The organism is Cupriavidus sp. HE11 (genome assembly GCF_056097175.1).
This window is the reverse complement of record NZ_CP184464.1, coordinates 3,244,289-3,261,445: the sequence shown is the minus strand read 5'-3', so window position 1 is coordinate 3,261,445 and position 17,157 is coordinate 3,244,289. Positions and strand designations below refer to the sequence as shown.

At 66.1% G+C, this 17,157-nt stretch carries 15 protein-coding genes and 1 pseudogene; 4 read left to right on the top strand and 12 right to left on the bottom strand.

Translation table 11 applies throughout. The features are described 5' to 3' along the window. The first annotated feature begins 61 nt into the window (after positions 1 to 61). Positions 62 to 1,240: a lactonase family protein gene (locus ACOABP_RS15160; RefSeq protein ID WP_474225899.1), complete on the top strand. Its 1,179-nt coding sequence runs from the start codon at positions 62 to 64 to the stop codon at positions 1,238 to 1,240. Here ACOABP_RS15160 and ACOABP_RS15155 read toward each other — a convergent pair. Together ACOABP_RS15155 and ACOABP_RS15150 are read right to left on the bottom strand one after the other, a co-directional pair. After that, positions 1,218 to 2,165, bottom strand: coding sequence for a helix-turn-helix domain-containing protein (locus ACOABP_RS15155; RefSeq protein ID WP_474225898.1), 948 nt, complete (start codon positions 2,163 to 2,165; stop codon positions 1,218 to 1,220). The genes ACOABP_RS15160 and ACOABP_RS15155 overlap by 23 nt on opposite strands. A 222-nt stretch (positions 2,166 to 2,387) precedes the next feature. Then, a complete protein-coding gene (locus ACOABP_RS15150; protein ID WP_474225897.1) occupies positions 2,388 to 3,344 on the bottom strand; it encodes a LysR substrate-binding domain-containing protein in 957 nt (318 codons plus the stop codon). A gap of 124 nt (positions 3,345 to 3,468) precedes the next feature. Between ACOABP_RS15150 and ACOABP_RS15145 the strand changes: the two genes are divergently transcribed. After that, entirely contained in the window at positions 3,469 to 4,872 is a 1,404-nt protein-coding gene (locus ACOABP_RS15145) for an FAD-binding oxidoreductase (RefSeq protein ID WP_474225895.1), read from the top strand. A 66-nt stretch (positions 4,873 to 4,938) separates the two neighbouring features. On the opposite strand, the gene ACOABP_RS15140 is transcribed toward ACOABP_RS15145, so the two are convergent. Beyond that, entirely contained in the window at positions 4,939 to 6,483 is a 1,545-nt protein-coding gene (locus tag ACOABP_RS15140; protein WP_474225894.1) for a tripartite tricarboxylate transporter permease, read from the bottom strand. Between the two features lie 3 nt (positions 6,484 to 6,486). Continuing rightward, positions 6,487 to 6,972, bottom strand: coding sequence for a tripartite tricarboxylate transporter TctB family protein (locus tag ACOABP_RS15135; RefSeq protein ID WP_474225893.1), 486 nt, complete (start codon positions 6,970 to 6,972; stop codon positions 6,487 to 6,489). Positions 6,973 to 7,372: 400 nt separating this feature from the next. Here ACOABP_RS15135 and ACOABP_RS15130 point away from each other — a divergent pair, with 400 nt between their 5' ends. Together ACOABP_RS15130 and ACOABP_RS15125 are read left to right on the top strand one after the other, a co-directional pair. After that, complete coding sequence (locus ACOABP_RS15130; protein WP_474225891.1) at positions 7,373 to 9,493, top strand: LamG-like jellyroll fold domain-containing protein; 2,121 nt, start codon at positions 7,373 to 7,375, stop codon at positions 9,491 to 9,493. Between the two features lie 25 nt (positions 9,494 to 9,518). Beyond that, positions 9,519 to 9,770 (top strand): hypothetical protein, encoded by a 252-nt coding sequence (locus ACOABP_RS15125; protein ID WP_474225889.1) that lies wholly within the window; start codon positions 9,519 to 9,521, stop codon positions 9,768 to 9,770. Between the two features lie 25 nt (positions 9,771 to 9,795). Here ACOABP_RS15125 and ACOABP_RS15120 read toward each other — a convergent pair whose 3' ends face one another. The 8 genes and pseudogenes from ACOABP_RS15120 to ACOABP_RS15085 form a co-directional block, all read right to left on the bottom strand. Continuing rightward, positions 9,796 to 10,734: a dihydrodipicolinate synthase family protein gene (locus tag ACOABP_RS15120; protein ID WP_474225888.1), complete on the bottom strand. Its 939-nt coding sequence runs from the start codon at positions 10,732 to 10,734 to the stop codon at positions 9,796 to 9,798. 105 nt (positions 10,735 to 10,839) lie between these two features. Beyond that, complete coding sequence (locus ACOABP_RS15115; protein WP_474225886.1) at positions 10,840 to 12,156, bottom strand: MFS transporter; 1,317 nt, start codon at positions 12,154 to 12,156, stop codon at positions 10,840 to 10,842. Positions 12,157 to 12,171: 15 nt separating this feature from the next. Continuing rightward, positions 12,172 to 12,348: pseudogene (locus ACOABP_RS15110) on the bottom strand (amidohydrolase family protein); the annotation flags it as partial. A gap of 6 nt (positions 12,349 to 12,354) precedes the next feature. Continuing rightward, entirely contained in the window at positions 12,355 to 13,314 is a 960-nt protein-coding gene (locus ACOABP_RS15105; protein ID WP_474227852.1) for a Bug family tripartite tricarboxylate transporter substrate binding protein, read from the bottom strand. A gap of 75 nt (positions 13,315 to 13,389) precedes the next feature. Further along, positions 13,390 to 14,247 (bottom strand): amidohydrolase family protein, encoded by an 858-nt coding sequence (locus ACOABP_RS15100; protein WP_474225885.1) that lies wholly within the window; start codon positions 14,245 to 14,247, stop codon positions 13,390 to 13,392. Continuing rightward, the gene (locus ACOABP_RS15095) at positions 14,244 to 15,167 is read right to left on the bottom strand and encodes an SMP-30/gluconolactonase/LRE family protein (RefSeq protein WP_474225884.1); all 924 of its coding nucleotides are present in this window, start codon (positions 15,165 to 15,167) and stop codon (positions 14,244 to 14,246) included. The genes ACOABP_RS15100 and ACOABP_RS15095 overlap by 4 nt, the downstream gene beginning before the upstream one ends. 5 nt (positions 15,168 to 15,172) lie before the next feature. Further along, positions 15,173 to 16,129, bottom strand: coding sequence for a Bug family tripartite tricarboxylate transporter substrate binding protein (locus ACOABP_RS15090; RefSeq protein ID WP_474227851.1), 957 nt, complete (start codon positions 16,127 to 16,129; stop codon positions 15,173 to 15,175). 112 nt (positions 16,130 to 16,241) lie between these two features. Next, positions 16,242 to 17,153 carry a hydroxyacid dehydrogenase gene (locus ACOABP_RS15085; protein ID WP_474227850.1) on the bottom strand — a complete coding sequence of 304 codons (912 nt, stop codon included), beginning with the start codon at positions 17,151 to 17,153 and terminating at the stop codon, positions 16,242 to 16,244. Between the last annotated feature and the right edge of the window lie 4 nt (positions 17,154 to 17,157).

Sequence of the window (17,157 nt, the reverse complement as noted above, 5' to 3'; positions counted from 1 at the left end):
CGGCCAGGCGTGGCCTACGCTTCTCGCGCTGAAATCACCCTGACACCACACGAAAAGAACAATGACGCTGATCTCCCGGAGGCAGACACTGAAGCGGTGCGGCGCGCTGGCGGCGCTGGCCGTATCGGGCATATCCGCGGCACCGCTGCTGGCCGCCTCTCCGGCAGCAGCCCTGCCCGGCGCGGCGCAAGGCGAGCTGGTCTACGTCGGCATGCAGGAGCGCCAGATCCGCGCGCTGCGCTTCGATGCCGCCACCGGCACGCTGGGCCCGCTCGGCACGGTGGCCGAAGGACTGCGCTCCACCTGGACGCTCGCGCATCCGAAGCTGCCGGTGCTCTATGCGGTGGATGACGACAACACGCGCGAAGGCAGCGTCACCGCATTTGCCGTGCACCGGCAAACCGGTGCGCTGACGCGCATCAACGAGATAGCCAGCGGCGGCAGCGGCACCACCTACCTGTCGCTCGATGTGTCGTCGATGACGCTGCTCGCGGCCAATTTCGGGGGCGGATCGTCGTCGAGCATCGCCGTGCAGCCCGATGGCAGCCTGGGCGCGCGTGTCTCGACCATCAAGGAAACGGGCTCGGGGCCGCATCGGCGCCAGACCAGCGCGCACGCGCACGGCATCGTCATCGACCCCTCGGGCCGCTATGCGCTGGTGTCCGACCTGGGCGCCGATCGTGTGTTCGTGTACGGCTTCGATCGGGCCACGCGCGAGCTGTCGCGCGACGACGCGGCCAACCCGGCGCCGTTCATCGCCACGCCCGGCAGCGGCCCGCGACATATGGCGTTCGGGGCCGACGGCCGCATTGTCTACCTGCTCAGCGAACTGACCGCCGAAATCGTCACGCTACGCTGGGACGCCGCACGCGGCACGCTGACGCCGGTGCAGACGCAAGCGGTCAGCAGCACCGCGTTCGAAGGCGTCAGGAGTGGTGCGGAACTGGCGGTCAGCCGCGATGGCCGCCATGTCTACGTGGCGGATCGGGGCGAAAACACAATGGTGGTCTATCGCGTCGCCGCCGGCTCGGGAGAGCTGTCGCTGGTGCAGCGCGTGCCATCGGGCGGCGAACGGCCCTGGCACTTCGCCGTCCATGAATCGGGCAAGTGGATGCTGGTCGCCAACCAGCGCAGCGGCAGGGTCAACGTGTTTGCCATCGACCCCGCATCCGGCAAGCTGACCGATACCGGCCATGCCGCCGAAGTGCCCTCGCCGGTCAGCCTGACTTTTGTGAGGTAGGCTGCTGGCGAGCGGCAATGCGGAACTGGCTCGGCGCCTGGCCCACTTCCTTGCGGAAAAAGCGCGTGAAGTAGGCGGCATCGGCAAAACCGAGCCAGAACGCGATCTGCTCCACGGACATGTCACCGAAGATCAGGCTGCGCTTGGCTTCGGTGACGATGCGCGCATGGATCAGCTTGGTCGGGCTCTGCCCCGTGGCCGACGCGCACGCGGCGCGCAACTGCACCGGCGACACGGCCAGCTTCGACGCATAGTCCTGCAGCGACAGGTTGTCCCGGTAGTGCTGGTCGATCAGTTCGCGGAAGCGCTCGGCCAGACGGATATCGTGCCGCGCCGTGCCGTCGCCCCCCGCCACGTCCAGCGTGGTGCCGCGCAACAGCATCAGCAGCAGCGTGGTCAGCAATGCCTCGGTGCCCACCACATGGCCCACCGACTGCGACTGGATTTCCTGCTCCAGGCTGCGGATCAGCCGGTGGAACTCGATCTCTGCATCGGCAGAATACGCCAGTGAAATCATGCGCGGCGACGACCAGAGCTGCACGAACGCCTGCAGCTTGGCATTGAGCTGGGCCAGATAGGTGACCTCGATGGTCACCACCCAGCGGTCGACGTCGATCTCGTAGTCCAGCCCGTGTACGCACTCGGTAGGTAGCAGCAGCGCGCACGGGCCTTCGAACGGCACGCTGCTGCCTTCCAGGTTCATCACGCCCTTGCCGCTGCGCACGAAAATCACCTGACCATAGGCCGGATGCGCGTGCGGCTCTGTCTTCCAGCGCCCGCGCTCGGTCACGTGGCCGACATTGACGAACCAGTCTTCCTTCTTCTCTTCGGGACGCTCCACATAGAGCCGCACCTTGGGCACCGTGGTCGGTGTCGCATTGGGATTCGCGGTGCGCGATGGCCGGGCGGCCGCAGCGTGTTCCATACACAGTCTCCTGGCTGCGGGATCGTCGTGGTCATGCCGCGCCCGAAGGCTGGCGCGCGTCCCGCTTGTACCTTTGGTGTGCCACCGGGCAGTGGAATGCAACCGCATGTGATGCATCCGCCCGGCAGGCGATCGCGACATTCTAGACCCGCAGCGCAAGCGGCTCAATGCACGGGATCTTACGAATGGTTAGGCAAAAACCCGCATGCGCGTTGCCGCCCGTCAGGCCGGCATGGTCCCGGCCAGCGACAGCAGCCAGTCCCGGAACGACCGGATCGTCGCCGCCCTGCCGTGCTGCCGCGCATGCACGACGTGGAATCCATATCCGGGCAACGCATGAGAATGTGCCTTGCGAAGCGCGCCACGATCCAGCAGGTCGGCCACCACGATGTCACTGCACAACGCGATGCCCTGCCCCGCCACGACCGCATCGATGGCGTGCAGTTCCTCGCGAAACACCAGTTCTCCGGGCACGCCGGATGGCAGCGCGCCGGCAACGGTCACGCCGGCAGCGGCAAACCATCGAGGCCAAGATGGCGCCAGCGGATCGCCGCTGGTCCAGGCGTAATGAATCAACGGAAACCGAAGCAGGTCCCGTGGCGTCAGGCGGTCTGGCGTGGCATCGCCAAGCAAGGCGGCACTGCCCACCGGGTAGAAGGCATCGCGGGCGATCTCCACGGCGGCCAGGCCACGGGGCGCGCCTCGGGCGTAGCGTATGGCGACATCGGCTTCTCCGGCCGCCAGATCGAGCACGCGATCGGTGCCGATGATTTCGAGCGGACACTCAGGGTGCGCTGCCTGCCATTGCGGTAGCCGTGGCACCAGCCAGCGGCTGGCAAACGCGTTCGGACAGGTGATGCGCAACGGCTGGACCGCGACACCTGTTCCGCTGGCACCCAGCGTGCCGGTTCCCGTCGTGCCGATTGCCGCGATGGCGCAGACGAACTGCTCGAATCCGCTATGCAGCGCCGGATACAGTTGCTCGCCGGCCGGCGTCAGCCGCAGCGGACGCGGCCGCCGTTGCAACAACGGGCGGCCGCAGGCGTCTTCCAACGCCCGCACCTGGTGGCTGATGGCCGTGGGCGTCACGTTAAGCTCCGCCGCCGCGGCCTTGAAGCTGCCGTGGCGCGCAACAGCCTCGAATGCCTGCAAGGCGCGGAGGGGCGGCAACTTTCGCATGGGTCCAGTGTAGGTGAGCTTTTCTCATCCACCGGCTGAGTTCTTTGCCTTTGCGCGAAGGGCCATGCCCACCCACTATCCGGTAGTGGCCGGTGCACGTCACGTGGTATCCCCGGGAGCCAGCATGAACAATGAAGCACTTCGCGAACCGCACGGCGCAGGCGCCGTGGGCCACCCTTCGCAGTGGCAGGCAGCGCTGCGCCAGGCCTGTCGCGGCCAGATCGTCGGGCCGGCGGACGCCGACTACGACGCCGCCCGGCGCGTCTGGAATGGCGCCATCGACCGGCACCCGGCCCTGGTTGTCTACTGCGCCGATGCTGCCGACGTGGCCGCCGCCGTGCGTTTTGCACGCGGGACAGCAGTGAGCGTGGCGGTCCGCAGCGGCGGCCACAATGTCGCGGGACTGTCGACATGCGATGGTGGCCTGGTCATCGATCTGTCGCGCATGAAACAGGTCGACGTGGACCCGGCCCGCCGCGAAGTGCGCGCCGAAGCCGGCCTCACCCTCGGTGAATTCGACCGCGCCACGCTTGGCCACGGCCTGGCCACAACCATGGGGGTGAACGGTGACACGGGCATCGCCGGGCTCACGCTGGGCGGTGGCTTCGGCAAGCTCGCGCGCAAGTTCGGCCTGAGTTGCGACAACCTGATCGCCGCCGAAATCGTCACTGCCGATGGCCGCCTCCTGACCGCCAGCGAACATGCCCACCCGGAACTGTTCTGGGGCATTCGAGGCGGCGGCGGCAACTTCGGCATCGTCACCGCCTTCCACTACCGGGTGCATCCGGTGCCGGCCAGCCTGCCGGTGTGTGCGCTGCGCTATCCCCGCGCACAGGCCGCCCAGGCCATGCGCCACTACGACGCGTTCGCGCGCCAGGCGCCCGACGAGGTGTGCGCCGACGCGGCATGGATTACCGATGCGGGCGGGGAACAGTACTTCAGCATCTCGGCCTGCCATGTCGGCGAGCCCGCTGCCGGCCGCGCCGCGCTGCAGCCGCTGCTGGACTTTGGCAATCCTGTCGACGCGAGCATGTCGCTGGTGCCCTACCTGCAGATACAGTCGGCCAGCGACAGCATCTTTCCGCGCCACCGCCGCTATTACTGGAAGGCGCAGTTCCTGGACCGCATTGACGCCCCCGCCATCGAGGCCATTGCGTCGGCTTATGGGCGCGCGCCGTCGCTGTCATCGCTGCTGGTATTCCAGCATGTCGGCGGCGCCATCGCCCGCGTGCCACGAACCGCGACACCATACGTGAATCGCGATGCGAACTTCGATTGCTTCCCGATTGCCATCTGGGACGATCCGGCCCATGACGCCGAACAGATCGCCTGGGTGCGTGCGGCATGGCAGGCGGTGCGCCCGTTCTCGACCGGCGGCGTCTATGCCAACAACCTCGGCGAGGAAGGCACCGACAGAATCCGCGAAGCCTATGGCGAGAACTATCCACGCCTGCTGGCCCTGAAGCGCCAGTACGACCCCGACAACCTGTTTCGGCGGAACCAGAATATCGATCCGGCGGCAGACTAGCGTCGCACCAAAGAAAACGGGCGCTGCTTGCGCAGCGCCCGGCACCGTCTTGAGACCCCTGTCTTCTTATTCGTTCACGGCCAGCCCGGAATCGGGCACCTCGATCGCCGGCTTGTTCTTTCCGCCACGGCCGCGCCATGCCGACCACGTCACCGCCGTCACCAGCAGCGCCGAGATCACCACGAACGTGCAGCTGATCGGACGCTGGATAAAGACCGACATGTCACCACGCGACAGCAGCAGCGCGCGGCGGAAGTTCTCCTCGACCATCGGTCCCAGCACGAAGCCCAGCAGGATCGGGGCCACCGAGAACTCCAGGTACATCAGCAATGCACCGATCAGGCCGAAAGCCAGTACTTCCCAGATCTGGAACAGGCTGCTCTGCGTGCTGAACACGCCCACGGCGATAAAGAACATGGCCGACGGGAACAGGTAGCGATATGGCACCTGCAGCAGCTTGACCCACACGCCGATCATCGGCACGTTCAGGATCATCAGGATCACGTTGCCGATCCAGAAGCTGGCGATCAGGCCCCAGAAAATGTCCGGGTGGTCGCTGATCAGCTGCGGGCCCGGGGCGATGCCCTGGATCATCAGCGCGCCCAGGATCAGCGCCATCACCGCGTCGCCGGGAATGCCCAGGCTCATTGTCGGGATGAAGTCGACCTGCGTCTTCGAGTGCGACGATGCCTCGGGCGCCGCCACGCCGGCGATCATGCCCGTGCCGAACTTCTCGGGCGTCTTCGAGATCTTGCGCTCCAGCGCATAGGCCACGAACGTGGTGATCGTCGGGCCGGTGCCCGGCATGGCGCCGAACAGCGTGCCCACGCCAGTGCCGCGCACCATCGGCCAGAACGCCTGCTTCAGTTCGGCCATGCTCGGACGCATGTCGCGAATGCGCAGCTTGGCATTGCTGGTCACGGCGGTCATGCGGTTGACGTTCAGGATGAAGTCGGCCACGCCGAACAGGCCCATGGCGATCGCCACCAGTTCCAGGCCGTCGCTAAGCTCGGGAATCCCCAGCGCAAAGCGGAACGTACCGGTATTCACGTCGGTACCCACCACGCCGCACAGCAGGCCGAACAGCGTCATCGCCACGCCCTTGAGCGGCGATCCGCGCGACATGGTCGATCCGGCCAGCAGCCCCAGCAGCATGATCGAGAAGATCTCGGCCGGACCGAACTTGAACGCGATGGCGGTCAGCAGCGGCGACGCGAAGATCATCACCAGGATGCCCACCGATGCCGCAAAGAACGAGCAGATCATCGTGATGCCCAGCGCGGTACCGCCCTTGCCTGCGCGCGTCATCGGATAGCCGTCCAGGCAAGTCACCGCGTGCGGCGGGTGCGAAGGCAGGTTGAGCAGGATGGCGCCGATGGCGCCGCCGTACTGCGATCCGTAGAAGATGCCGGCCAGCATCAGGATCGCAGGCACCGGATGCATTACGTACGTCAGCGGCAGCAGGATCGAGATGGCCGACAACGCACCCATGCCGGGCAGCACGCCGATCAGGTTGCCGACCAGCACGCCGAAGAACGACCACATCAGGTTGCTACCCTGGAACGCTACGCCGAAGCCGAACCAGAGATCATGCAAGGCATTGGAAACCATGGCTCAGCCTCCCCAAGTAAACAACGGCAACTGGATCTGCAGCAGCCAGGAAAACACCACGGCCGCAATCACGCACATCGCCACGGCCAGGCCGGCGGCCTGCTTGACGGTGTTGGTGCGATCGCCGAGCGCGGAAATAAAGACGATGGCAAACGTGGCCGGAACCATGCCGCCATACACGCCAAACAGCAGGAACGCCAGCGTGCCCAGCACGATGCAGACCGTGCCGCGCAGGTCGGGCGCCGCGTGGCTGTGGCCGTGCCCCGCGGGCTGTTCCGCCTGCGGTGCCGACTGCCCCCGTGCGGAACTGGCGATCAGCACGCCGACAAACGCCAGCAGCGCGCCCACGGCAACGGGGAAGAATCCGGGGCCCATGCGGCTGAGCGTGCCGGTGTGGTACTGCAGGCCGGCGGCCACGGCGGCCAGACCGACGAGCACCATCAGCGCACCACCGTAGTAGTCCTTCTTGAAGCGATGTGGCTGGCTCATTGGTCGGCCCTCCTGCAGTCATGCTGCGAGGGTTGGGTACGGCGATCGAACATCGTTTGTCTCCTTCATTACCCGCGCATGCGGGTCAAGCGGAAATCTACAAACGATGTCTTCCAAGGGCCTTTCATGAAGCTTCCATCAACCTTACATTTAGTATCACGTTGTGATGTATCTGCCTTCGCACGGCGTTTTCTCGGTGTTATCCCTGCATTGGGATACAGGCGGCTCCAGGGGAAGTTGTATGAGACACGCAGACACAAAGTGACTTGCGCTTGCGGCGCGTCGATTGGTCTCCAATACGACGCGGCGCAACGATTTCGTCACATATTCATCAACGTCATGTCATGTGGATTCCAGACACTTGCGGCTTTTCGAGAACGCAAGACCGAGGAACACCATCATGACCAGCAAGAAGCCGAACACCCCTGCACTGCCGCTCGACATCCGCGCGCTCGAAGGGATTCCAGACCGCCAGCGCCGCCTGCTGCTGCGCGCTGGCCTGGGCATGTCCCTGGGCGGTTCGGCAGCCTTGCTGGCCGCCTGCGGTGGCGGCGACGATGCGCCGGCAGGATCGGCCACGCCCGGCGCCACCACCCCCGGCGGCACAACGCCTGCGGGCAAGGTTTCAAGCTTTGCGCTGGCCGTGCTGCCCGATACGCAGTTCTACTCGCGCTACGCCACCACCGACGAGAACCTGCAGTTCCAGCGCAAGTACGGTTCCACGCCATTCCTGGCGCAGACCAAGTGGATCACGCAGAACGCCGCCAGCTTCCGCATTCCGTTCACGATCCATCTGGGCGACGTGGTGGACCAGCAGGGCAAGCCGCTGCAGTGGCAGATCGCGGACGAGGCCATGAACGTGCTGGAGCGCGCCAACGCGCCCTACTCCATCCTGGCCGGCAACCACGATGTGATCTCTGATGTGGACTACGTGGACGCCAGCAGCCAGGCATCGAACACCGATGCCCAGCGTAACCTTGCCAACGAGCCTTACCTGAAGACGTTCCCCACCACGCGCGCGCAGCGCCAGACCACCTTCGGTGGCCGCGATCCGTCCGGTTTCCATGAGTACCACCTGTTCGATGTCGACGGCAATCAGTTCATGGTGCTGTCGATGTCGTGGCGCGCCTCTGACGCGGCCATCACGTGGGCGCGCCAGGTACTGGCCGATCACCCGAAGGTGCCGGTCATCCTGTCCACGCACCAGCTGCTCAATATTGGCCCGGACGGCGTGACGCCGCTCGAAGTGCCGTACGGCCTGATGCTCTGGGAAAAGCTGATCAAGGACAACGACCAGATCTTCATGACGCTGAACGGCCACTACCACGGCGCCGCACACCTGACCAAGGTGAACAACTTCGGCAATCCGGTCGAGGAAATGGTGGTCGACTACCAGATGGCCTATATGGGCGGCAACGGCCTGATGCGTCTGTACGAGTTCGACCTGACCAACAACAAGATCAAGATCCTGTCGTTCTCGCCGTGGGTGCCGCAGAAGCCCAGCAGCACGCTGAACGAATTCGACGTGGCGGTGCTGACCGAAGGCAACCAGCAGTTCGAGATCGATTTCGATTTCCGCAAGCGCTTTGCCCGCTTCAACCCCGGCTTCGTGATCCCGGCCGCCGGCAACGACCCGATCAACGTCCGCGCCAAGGCGGCCATCCTGGCCAACTACAACGAGCCGACCATCACCGACAAGAAGCCCGCGGCCGATGTGAACGACTATCCGCTGGTGGCATCCACCGTGGCGCACTGGCGCTTCTTCGGCGGCACCGATGGCGCCGCCGTGCCGGTGGGCCAGGTCATCGACGACGTGACGGGTGCCAACCCGGTGGCCCGCGAAGCACTGGCCAATGGCGGCGTCGCCCAGCTCGGCGACATGACGTGGTCGAACGACCACCACTACCTGTCGGCCGCACCGGGCAGCGTCATGTACTCGAACTCGACCAATTCGCCCACGCGCATGAGCTACTTCGCCACGCAGACCACGGCGGCGATCAACGCGCTGACCTTCGACACCGGCTATACGGTCGAGGCGTTCATCAAGCTGCCTGCCACGTGGACGGCCGCGAACAACGCGTGGATGAACATCATGGAGCGCGAAGGCCGGCGCGGTAACGTCACTGGCTTTGGCAGCGGCGACGCCAGCGAAAGCCCGCTGATCTTTGCGATCTCCAGCCTGCGCGAAGTGCAATGGGAAGTTACGCCCAGCACCACCGGCACAAAGAATCCCGCCGCCAACTGGTCGGGCGAGATCATTGCAGGCAAATGGGTGCATGTGGCCGTGGTGAACGATCCCGCGACCAACGAGACGGTGATGTACGTGGAAGGCGCTCCGGTGCTGCGCAACGCGTCGAATACGCGCGGCATCGCCTTCGTCACGGCCGCCAGCCGCATGTTCATCGGTGGCGGCGTCTACAACAACGCGCCGTCCAACGGCTTCCTGGGCCAGATCGGCGAGGTACGCATCTGCACCGAACCGCTGACCACCGACAAGTGGCTGACCGCCCGGCGCGCCTGATCGGCGTCAATAGCGGCGGTTACGAATGATTGAACTGAAGCCGCCGCTTCTCGTTTGCACTACGCTGCTGCGCGGCAACAAGGAAACGGCCGGTCAGAGGACCGGCCGTCGTGGCCGCTGGCCGCGGCAAGGATCAGCAGTTGCCCTCCTGGCCTGGCCCGGCGGGCAGAATCCGTTGCCGGCCACACCAGGCACGATCTCGCAGGCAGCATTCGCGAGCGACCGGGTGTGGCTGGAGTATTGCGACCACGAAGGGCTCGGGGTGTTTTCGCGCTAATGCGAAACACCGCGAGCCATGGATATCACCCCACCAGTTGCCCCGCCCGGGGATCGAAGCGTGCGAGCCGTGCCAGCAGATGGTCGACTTCCGTCCTGGCCTTGGCGCTCATCGGCGCGGACGGCTTGCGCTGCGCCGCGGATGCCAGGATGCCCCGGCGCATCAGCACATACTTGCGGACTGCCAGCCCGGCGCCCGGTTGCTGCTCGTACCGCAGCAGCGGCAGGTGCGCGTCGAAGAGATCATGCGCGGCCTCGCGCTGGCCTTCCTGGCTCAGGCGCACCACGTCGCAGAGCATGTCGGGAAACGCGTAGCCCGTATTGGCGCCATCGGCGCCGCGCTCCATCTCGTAGTCCAGGAACAGCCCGTTATTGCCGCACAGGATCGAGACATGCCGCATGGAGCCGTCGGCCTCGAAGGCGCGCAGCGTGGAGATCTTCTCCAGGCCAGGCCAGTCCTCGTGCTTCAGCATCACGCACGACGGCAGTTCCTGCACGATGCGGCGGATCACGCCGGGCGTCATCTGCACCGAGAAAGTCAGCGGGTAGTCCTGCAGCACAAACGGCACGTCGGCACCAATGGCCTCCACGGCCTGGCGGTAGTAGCCCACGATCTGGTCGTCAGTACGCAGGGTGTTGGGCGGCGCGATCATGACGCCGGCCGCGCCACGGTCCATGACGTCGCGGGTCAGCGCGCGCATGGCGGCAAAGCCCGGGGCCGACACACCCACCACCACGGGCAGCTTGCCGGCGCGGGCGATCACGCGCGACGCCACGTCGAGCGATTCGGCGTGCTCCAGCTTGGACGCTTCGCCAAGCTGACCAAGCACCGTGACGCCAGTCGAGCCACAGCCGGCGTAGAAGTCCATCATGCGGTCGATGGAAGCCGTATCGATGGCGCCATCGTCAAAGAACGGGGTGGGCGCGATCGGAAACACGCCCTTGGCATCGGAGGTCAGCAGCATCAGTCGTTCACCTGTTAGAAGCGGATGGGAAGCCGGCAAGTGCCTGCCGTGGCACATCTGACACCACAAGTGCCGCCGCAGTCAATCGATCGATCCGACAATCAGTCAATCGGTATGCGCGCTGGCGGCGGGCCCGGTCTTGCTGCTGATCCACATCAGCATGGCACTGCCCAGCAGCGCCAGCATGACCAGCGGCAACAACGCCAGGCCATAGCTGCCCGTCGACGCCTTGATCAGCCCGACCAGCGATACCATGCCGCCCCCCACCAGGTTCGACGCGGCATTGATGCCTGCCAGCCCCGCCGCGGCCGACTCCGAATCGAGCCAGCCCGACGACAACGTCCAGAACGGCCCCTTGAACGAGTACGCACCGCACAGCGCCAGGCACAAGCCCAGCAGCGTGGTCGCCAGGGCCGGCGCAACCAGGGTCGCCAGCAGGCCCAGCGAGATGCCGAGCAGCGGGATGGCCGTATGCCAGCGGCGTTCGCCGGTCTTGTCCGAATGGCGGCCCCAGAGCACCATCACCACGCAAGCCAGCCCATAGGGCACGGCGTTCAGCAATCCGGTTTCGAAGGTGGTCAGTCCGAACGACTTCAACAACTGCGGCTGCCACAGCGACAGGGTCGTGCCGGCGGCCGACGCGCCCGAGCACACCAGCGCCATCACCAGGAAATGGCGGTTCGACAGCAGCTGCCAGATCGATGCCTTGCCCACCAGCTTCTTGCCGCTGCGCTCGCTCTCCAGCCGGTTCGAGAGCCATGCCTTCTGGTCGTCGTCGAGCCAGTTGGCTACCTGCGGGCGATCCGTCAGCACGAACAGGCAGGCGATGCCAAGCAGCACCGTGGGCAACGCTTCGAGCAGGAACAGCCATTGCCAGCCATTCATGCCCAGAAAGCCATGCACATGCAGCAGCGCGGCCGACAGCGGCGAGCCCAGGAAGCTGGCCAGCGGAATCGACACCATGAACGTCGCCACGATCCGCGCCCGGTAGGCCGACGGAAACCAGTAGGTCAGGTACAGGATGACGCCCGGAAAGAACCCTGCCTCGGCCGCGCCCAGCAGGAAACGCACCGTATAGAACGACGTCTCGCCCGACACGAACGCCATGGCGCCCGAGACCAGCCCCCACGAGATCATGATCCGCGCGATCCAGCGGCGCGCGCCCACCTTCTGCAGCGCCAGGTTGCTCGGCACCTCGCACAGGAAGTACGAGACGAAGAAGATGCTGCCACCGAGGCCATAGACGGCGGCATTGAATCCCAGGTCCTTGTTCATCTCCAGCGCCGCGAAACCGAGGTTGACCCGGTCCAGCAGGTTGAAGAAGTAGCAGACCATCAGGAACGGAACGATGCGCCAGGCAATCTTCCTGATCGTATCGGCTTCCAGGTTGGGCTCTTGGCGTTCGGCAACTGCGGTGTACAACGTCTTCTCCGGTGATTATGCAAACTGGTACAGGCGGGTCGGGGTGTCGACCAGGATCTGGCGACGCACGCGTTCGTCCGGCGCCCACTGCTTCAGCAGGTCGAAGAGCACGGCGTCATCGGGCTTGTGCTTTTCGGTCAGGTGCGGCCAGTCGCTGCCCCACACCACCTGCGACGGGGCGGCCTCCACGAACGTCATTTACTCCAGCGTGATGTTGGCCGCCTTGCCCACGCGGCTCCACTTGGCGATATCTGCCTTCTGGATCTCGGCCAGCCGCTCGGGTGCCCCGCCCACCACCTTGATGCCCAGCTTCGCCAGTTGCGCCTTGACCTCGGGGTCCTGCAGCGCACGGTTGATTTCGGCGTTGAGCCGCTGGACGATGGCGGGCGGCGTGCCGGCCGGCGCGAATACGCCCTGCCATTGCTCGGCCTCGAAGTTCGCCACGCCGGCTTCGGCCATCGTCGGCACGTTCGGCAGGCTTGGCACCCGCGCTGCGGTCGCCACGGCCAGCGCACGCAGCTTGCCGGCCTGCACATGCGGCAGGATTGGCGCCGTAGGCGCGAACATGAAGTCGACATGGCCAGCCATCACGTCCTGGATTGCCGGGACGTCGCCCTTGTATGGCACGTGGTTCATGCGCACGTTTTCCTGCTGCTGCAGCAACTCTGCCGACATCTGCAGAATGGTGCCGTTGCCGCCCGATGCATAGCTCACGGTGCCCGGCCGGACCTTGGCCGCAGCCACCAGGTCCTTGACGCTCTTGTACGGACTGCTTGGCCCGACGATCAGCACGCTGGGGATGGTGCCCAGCAGCGCCACCGGCGCGAACGACTTCACCGCGTCATACGGCAGCTTCGGATTGAGCGCCGGGTTGATGGCGTGGGACGCAGTCGATGCGCCAAGCAACGTATAGCCGTCGGGCGCGGCGCGGGCCACGAACGCCGACCCGATGGCGCCGGTGGCACCGGGCCGGTTCTCGACCACGATCGTGGTATGCAGCGCCTGGCCCACCTTCTGTGCAATCAGGCGCGCCAGGATATCGGTCGTGCCGCCGGCCGGGTACGGCACGATGTAGTTGATGACCTTGTTGCCGGGCCATTCCGTCTGTGCGTGGGCCGTGCCCATGGCAAACGAAGCGGCGGCCAGACAGGCCGACATGCCCAGCTTGCGCGCGCGGGCCGACAGGTGAAGCGATTCGAACATCATGTCTCCAGTTCTTCTTTGCGGTACGACTCAGGCCTGGACAACGTCCCCAAACCCGTAAAGCGACTGCGGATTGCGGACCAGCACCTGGTGTGCCGTATCGGCCGATCCGCACCAGCCCAGGAATGTGCGCAGCACGGCGGCATCGTCCACCGGCTGTCCTCCCCGGGCCTGCGCCGTGGGGTGCGGCCAGTCCGATCCCCATAGCATGCGCTCCGGCGCCAGATCCAGGTAGCGCGCCGCCAGCGGCTGCACGTCGCCATAGTGCGGCGCCCCTTCGAGCGATTCGATATAGGGCCCCGACAGCTTTACCCACGCCTTGCCGGCGGAGACCAGATCGGCGATCACGCGGAAGGCCGGCTCCGCCTGCGGCTTGCCGAGCGGCAGATGGCCGTAGTGATCGAAGACCATCGGCGCCGGCAGCCGGGCCAGCATGCCGGCCGCATCGGGCAGCCACTCGGTCGGCAGGTTCAGCTGGACATGCCATCCGAATGCGGCAATCCGCGCGGCCAGCGTGGGCAGGTCGTCAAGCAATACCGGCGCAGGCAGCGTCAGGTTCAACCGGATGCCGCGAATGCCCGCCCGGTGCAGCCGCGCCAGTTCGTCGTCAGTGACAGCGGCAGCCACCACGGCCACGCCGCGTGCGCACGCGCCCAGCGCCGCGATGGCGTCGGTGGTGCTGGCATTGTCGGTGCCGTAGGTCGAAGGCGTCACCACGATCGTGCGCTGCGTGCCCAGCGTGGGCTGGACCCGGCGGTAGTCGTCGACCGAGGCATCGGCCGGGCGCAGTTTCGCGCCGGGCGCCACCGGATAGCGGCTGTCGTAGATATGCATATGGCAGTCGCAGGCGCCCGCGAACGCCATGACGGCGGTGGGAGCGGCGTTCATGCGACGCGTCCGCCATGCACCGGCGCGCCGCCTTCCGGCATCTCCGCGCACAGGATGGAGCCGGTCGTGGACTCGGTCATCAGCAGCGTCCTGCCGTCGGCACCGCCGAAGCACAGGTTGGTCAGCGATGCCCCCACGGGGGTGCGAATCACTTCAACCGGCTCGGCACGATGGTTGAGCACCCAGACATGGCCCAGCCCCGGATTGGCCACGAGCAGGAAGCCATCGGCACGCATGGCAAGCCCGTCGGGGCCGCTTGGTCCGTACGATGTGAAAAACTGGCCAACCTTGCTGACCGAGCCATCGGCCTGCAGTGGCACGCGCCACACGCAGTTGCCGCGTGTCATCGCCACGTACAGCACCTTCTCGTCGGGCGACAGCACCAGGCCGTTCGGGCTGGGCGCATTGGCCAGCAGCACATCGAGCTTGCCGTCAGGCGCCAGCCGATACACGCGGCCCGTGGGATCGTGCATGCCGGTCTGGCCCTGGTCCGTGAAATACAGGTTGCCGGCCGAGTCGAAGGTCAGGTCGTTCACGCCACGGAAGCGCTCCGAATTCCGCCGCTCCAGGAACGGCGTCACGGTGCCGGTGCGGGCGTCGAGCCGCATCAGGCCGTTACGGTAGTCGGTAATCAGGAAATCGCCGCCGGCCAGGCGCTTCATGCCGTTGGGCTCGCCATCGTACTCGGCCACCTGCTCCCAGTCGCCGTGCAGCGACACCCGGAAGATCCGGCCGTACGGAATGTCGGTCACCCAGAGATGGCCGTCCGCCCAGACCGGGCCTTCCAGGAACGAATCGGTAACCGCGCCGCCGCGATTTGCCAGCGACCAGGCGTTGTCACGGTCCTGCCGGCGAAACGCTTCCGGCAGGCGGGTAAGCACGGTGGCGTCGCGCACGCCGGGGGGCTGAAACAGCATCATGACGTCTATTGCTTTTCGATATTGGCTTTCTGTGCAACGGTGGCCCATTGCGCAGTTTCCCGCTGGATCAACTGCGCAAACGCGGGGCTGTCCAGGTTGCCCGGCTGCGAACCCATCTGTGCCAGGAATTCCTTCATGTCGGGCGCCTGCAGCGCCCTCTGGATTTCCGCCTGCAGGCGGGCGATGACTTCCCTGGGCGTGCCCTTCGGCGCAGCCAGGCCCGACCAGTTGAACAGGCTGAAGGCCGGCACGCCGGCTTCGGCAAACGTGGGCACGTTCGCGAACACATCGACCCGGCTCTTGCCGCTGATACCGAGCAGGCGCATCTGGTTGCCCTTGACCGGCGCCAGCGCGGTCGGCGTGGACACCACCAGCAAATCGACGCTGCCGCCCAGCAGGCCTACCATCGCCTCGCCAGCCCCCTTGTACGGCACGTGCATCAGCTTGATGCCGGCGGCCTGCTGGAACGCCTCGGCGGCAAAGTGCGGCGAGCTGCCGGGGCCGCCGGTGCCGAACGTGACTTCGCCCGGATGCGCCTTGGCGTAGCTGACCAGCGACTGCAAGTCCTTGAATCGCGAATCGGCCTTCACGCCCACCACCACCGGCGAGAACGCAAACGGTGCGATCGGGACCAGCGCGGTCTGGTGGTCCCAGTTCAGCTTTTTGAATACGTAAGGCAGCGTCGTGTACGAATTGTCGTTCGCCAGCAGCGTGTAGCCATCGGCCGGCGCATTCACGACCTGCGTGGTACCGATCGTGCCCGATGCTCCAGGCTTGTTCTCCACCACAAAGCTCTGGCCCGTCTGCTGGGTCAGTTTCTGCGCCACCTTGCGGGTCACCACATCGACGGCGCCGCCCGGCGGGTTGGGCACGACGATCCGGACGGGCTTGTCGGGATAAGCCGCCTGCGCGGGTGCGCCCAGGCCGGCCAGTACTGCGGCGGCGGCCAGCGGCGCCGCCATGCGGAAAAATGCGCGATGCAACATCGTTGTCTCCTGGCGCCTGCGGCGGGCCTGGCCTGGGGCCAGACCCACCGCGACGCCTGTTTCTGTCCCGGGTTGCCTGAGGCTCCCCTCACACCGCCGTGGCGGCGTCCTGCAGCACGGCCAGCACGTTCTTCGCCGCGCCAACGCCCATGTTCACGTAGGCCGCATCGCTGACACCGCCGATGTGCGGCGACAGGATCAGGTTCGGAATCTGCTGGAACGGGTGCGGCACCGTCATCGGCTCGACCGCGAAGCTGTCCAGGCCAGCCGCATAGAGCTTGCCGCTGGACAGCGCCTCGGCCAGTGCCGGTTCGTCGATCAGGCCGCCGCGCGCCGTGTTGACCAGGATCGCGCCGTCCCTGAACTGGGCCAGCGTCTCGCGGTTCAGCATGCCGCGGTTGTCGTCGGTCAGCGGGCAATGCAGCGACACCACGTCGGCTTCGCGATAGATCTGCGGCAGGTTTTCTACCAGCGTCACGCCCTGGGGCACGGTCTTCGCATAGGGGTCGAACGCGATCACGCGCATGCCCAGTGCCACGCCGGTCACCGCGGCGCGGCGGCCGATCTCGCCCAGACCCACGATGCCCAGCGTGCGGCCATTCAACTCGATGGTCTTGTGGGTCGACTTGTCCCAATGACCGGCGCGCATGCGCTCGTTCAGATGCGGCACGGCCTTGGCGCAGGCCAGGATCAGCGCCCACGCGTGCTCGGCCACGGCTGCGGCATTGGCGCCCACCGCCGCCTTCACCGCGATGCCTCGCTGCGCGGCGGCGGGCTGGTCGATCACGTCGATGCCGCTGCCGTGCTTGGAGATCACCTTCAACGAAGGCGCGGCATCCATGATCGTCGCCCCCACCTTGCCGTAGCGCACGATGATTGCCACCGGGTCCTTTTCCTTCGCCAGCGCCCGCACGGTTTCCTCGCTGCATTGCTTGCCGGCGAAGCACACGTCGAAGTCCTTGAGCAGTTCCAGCGCCTGCGGCGCCAGGTCATTGCCCATGACC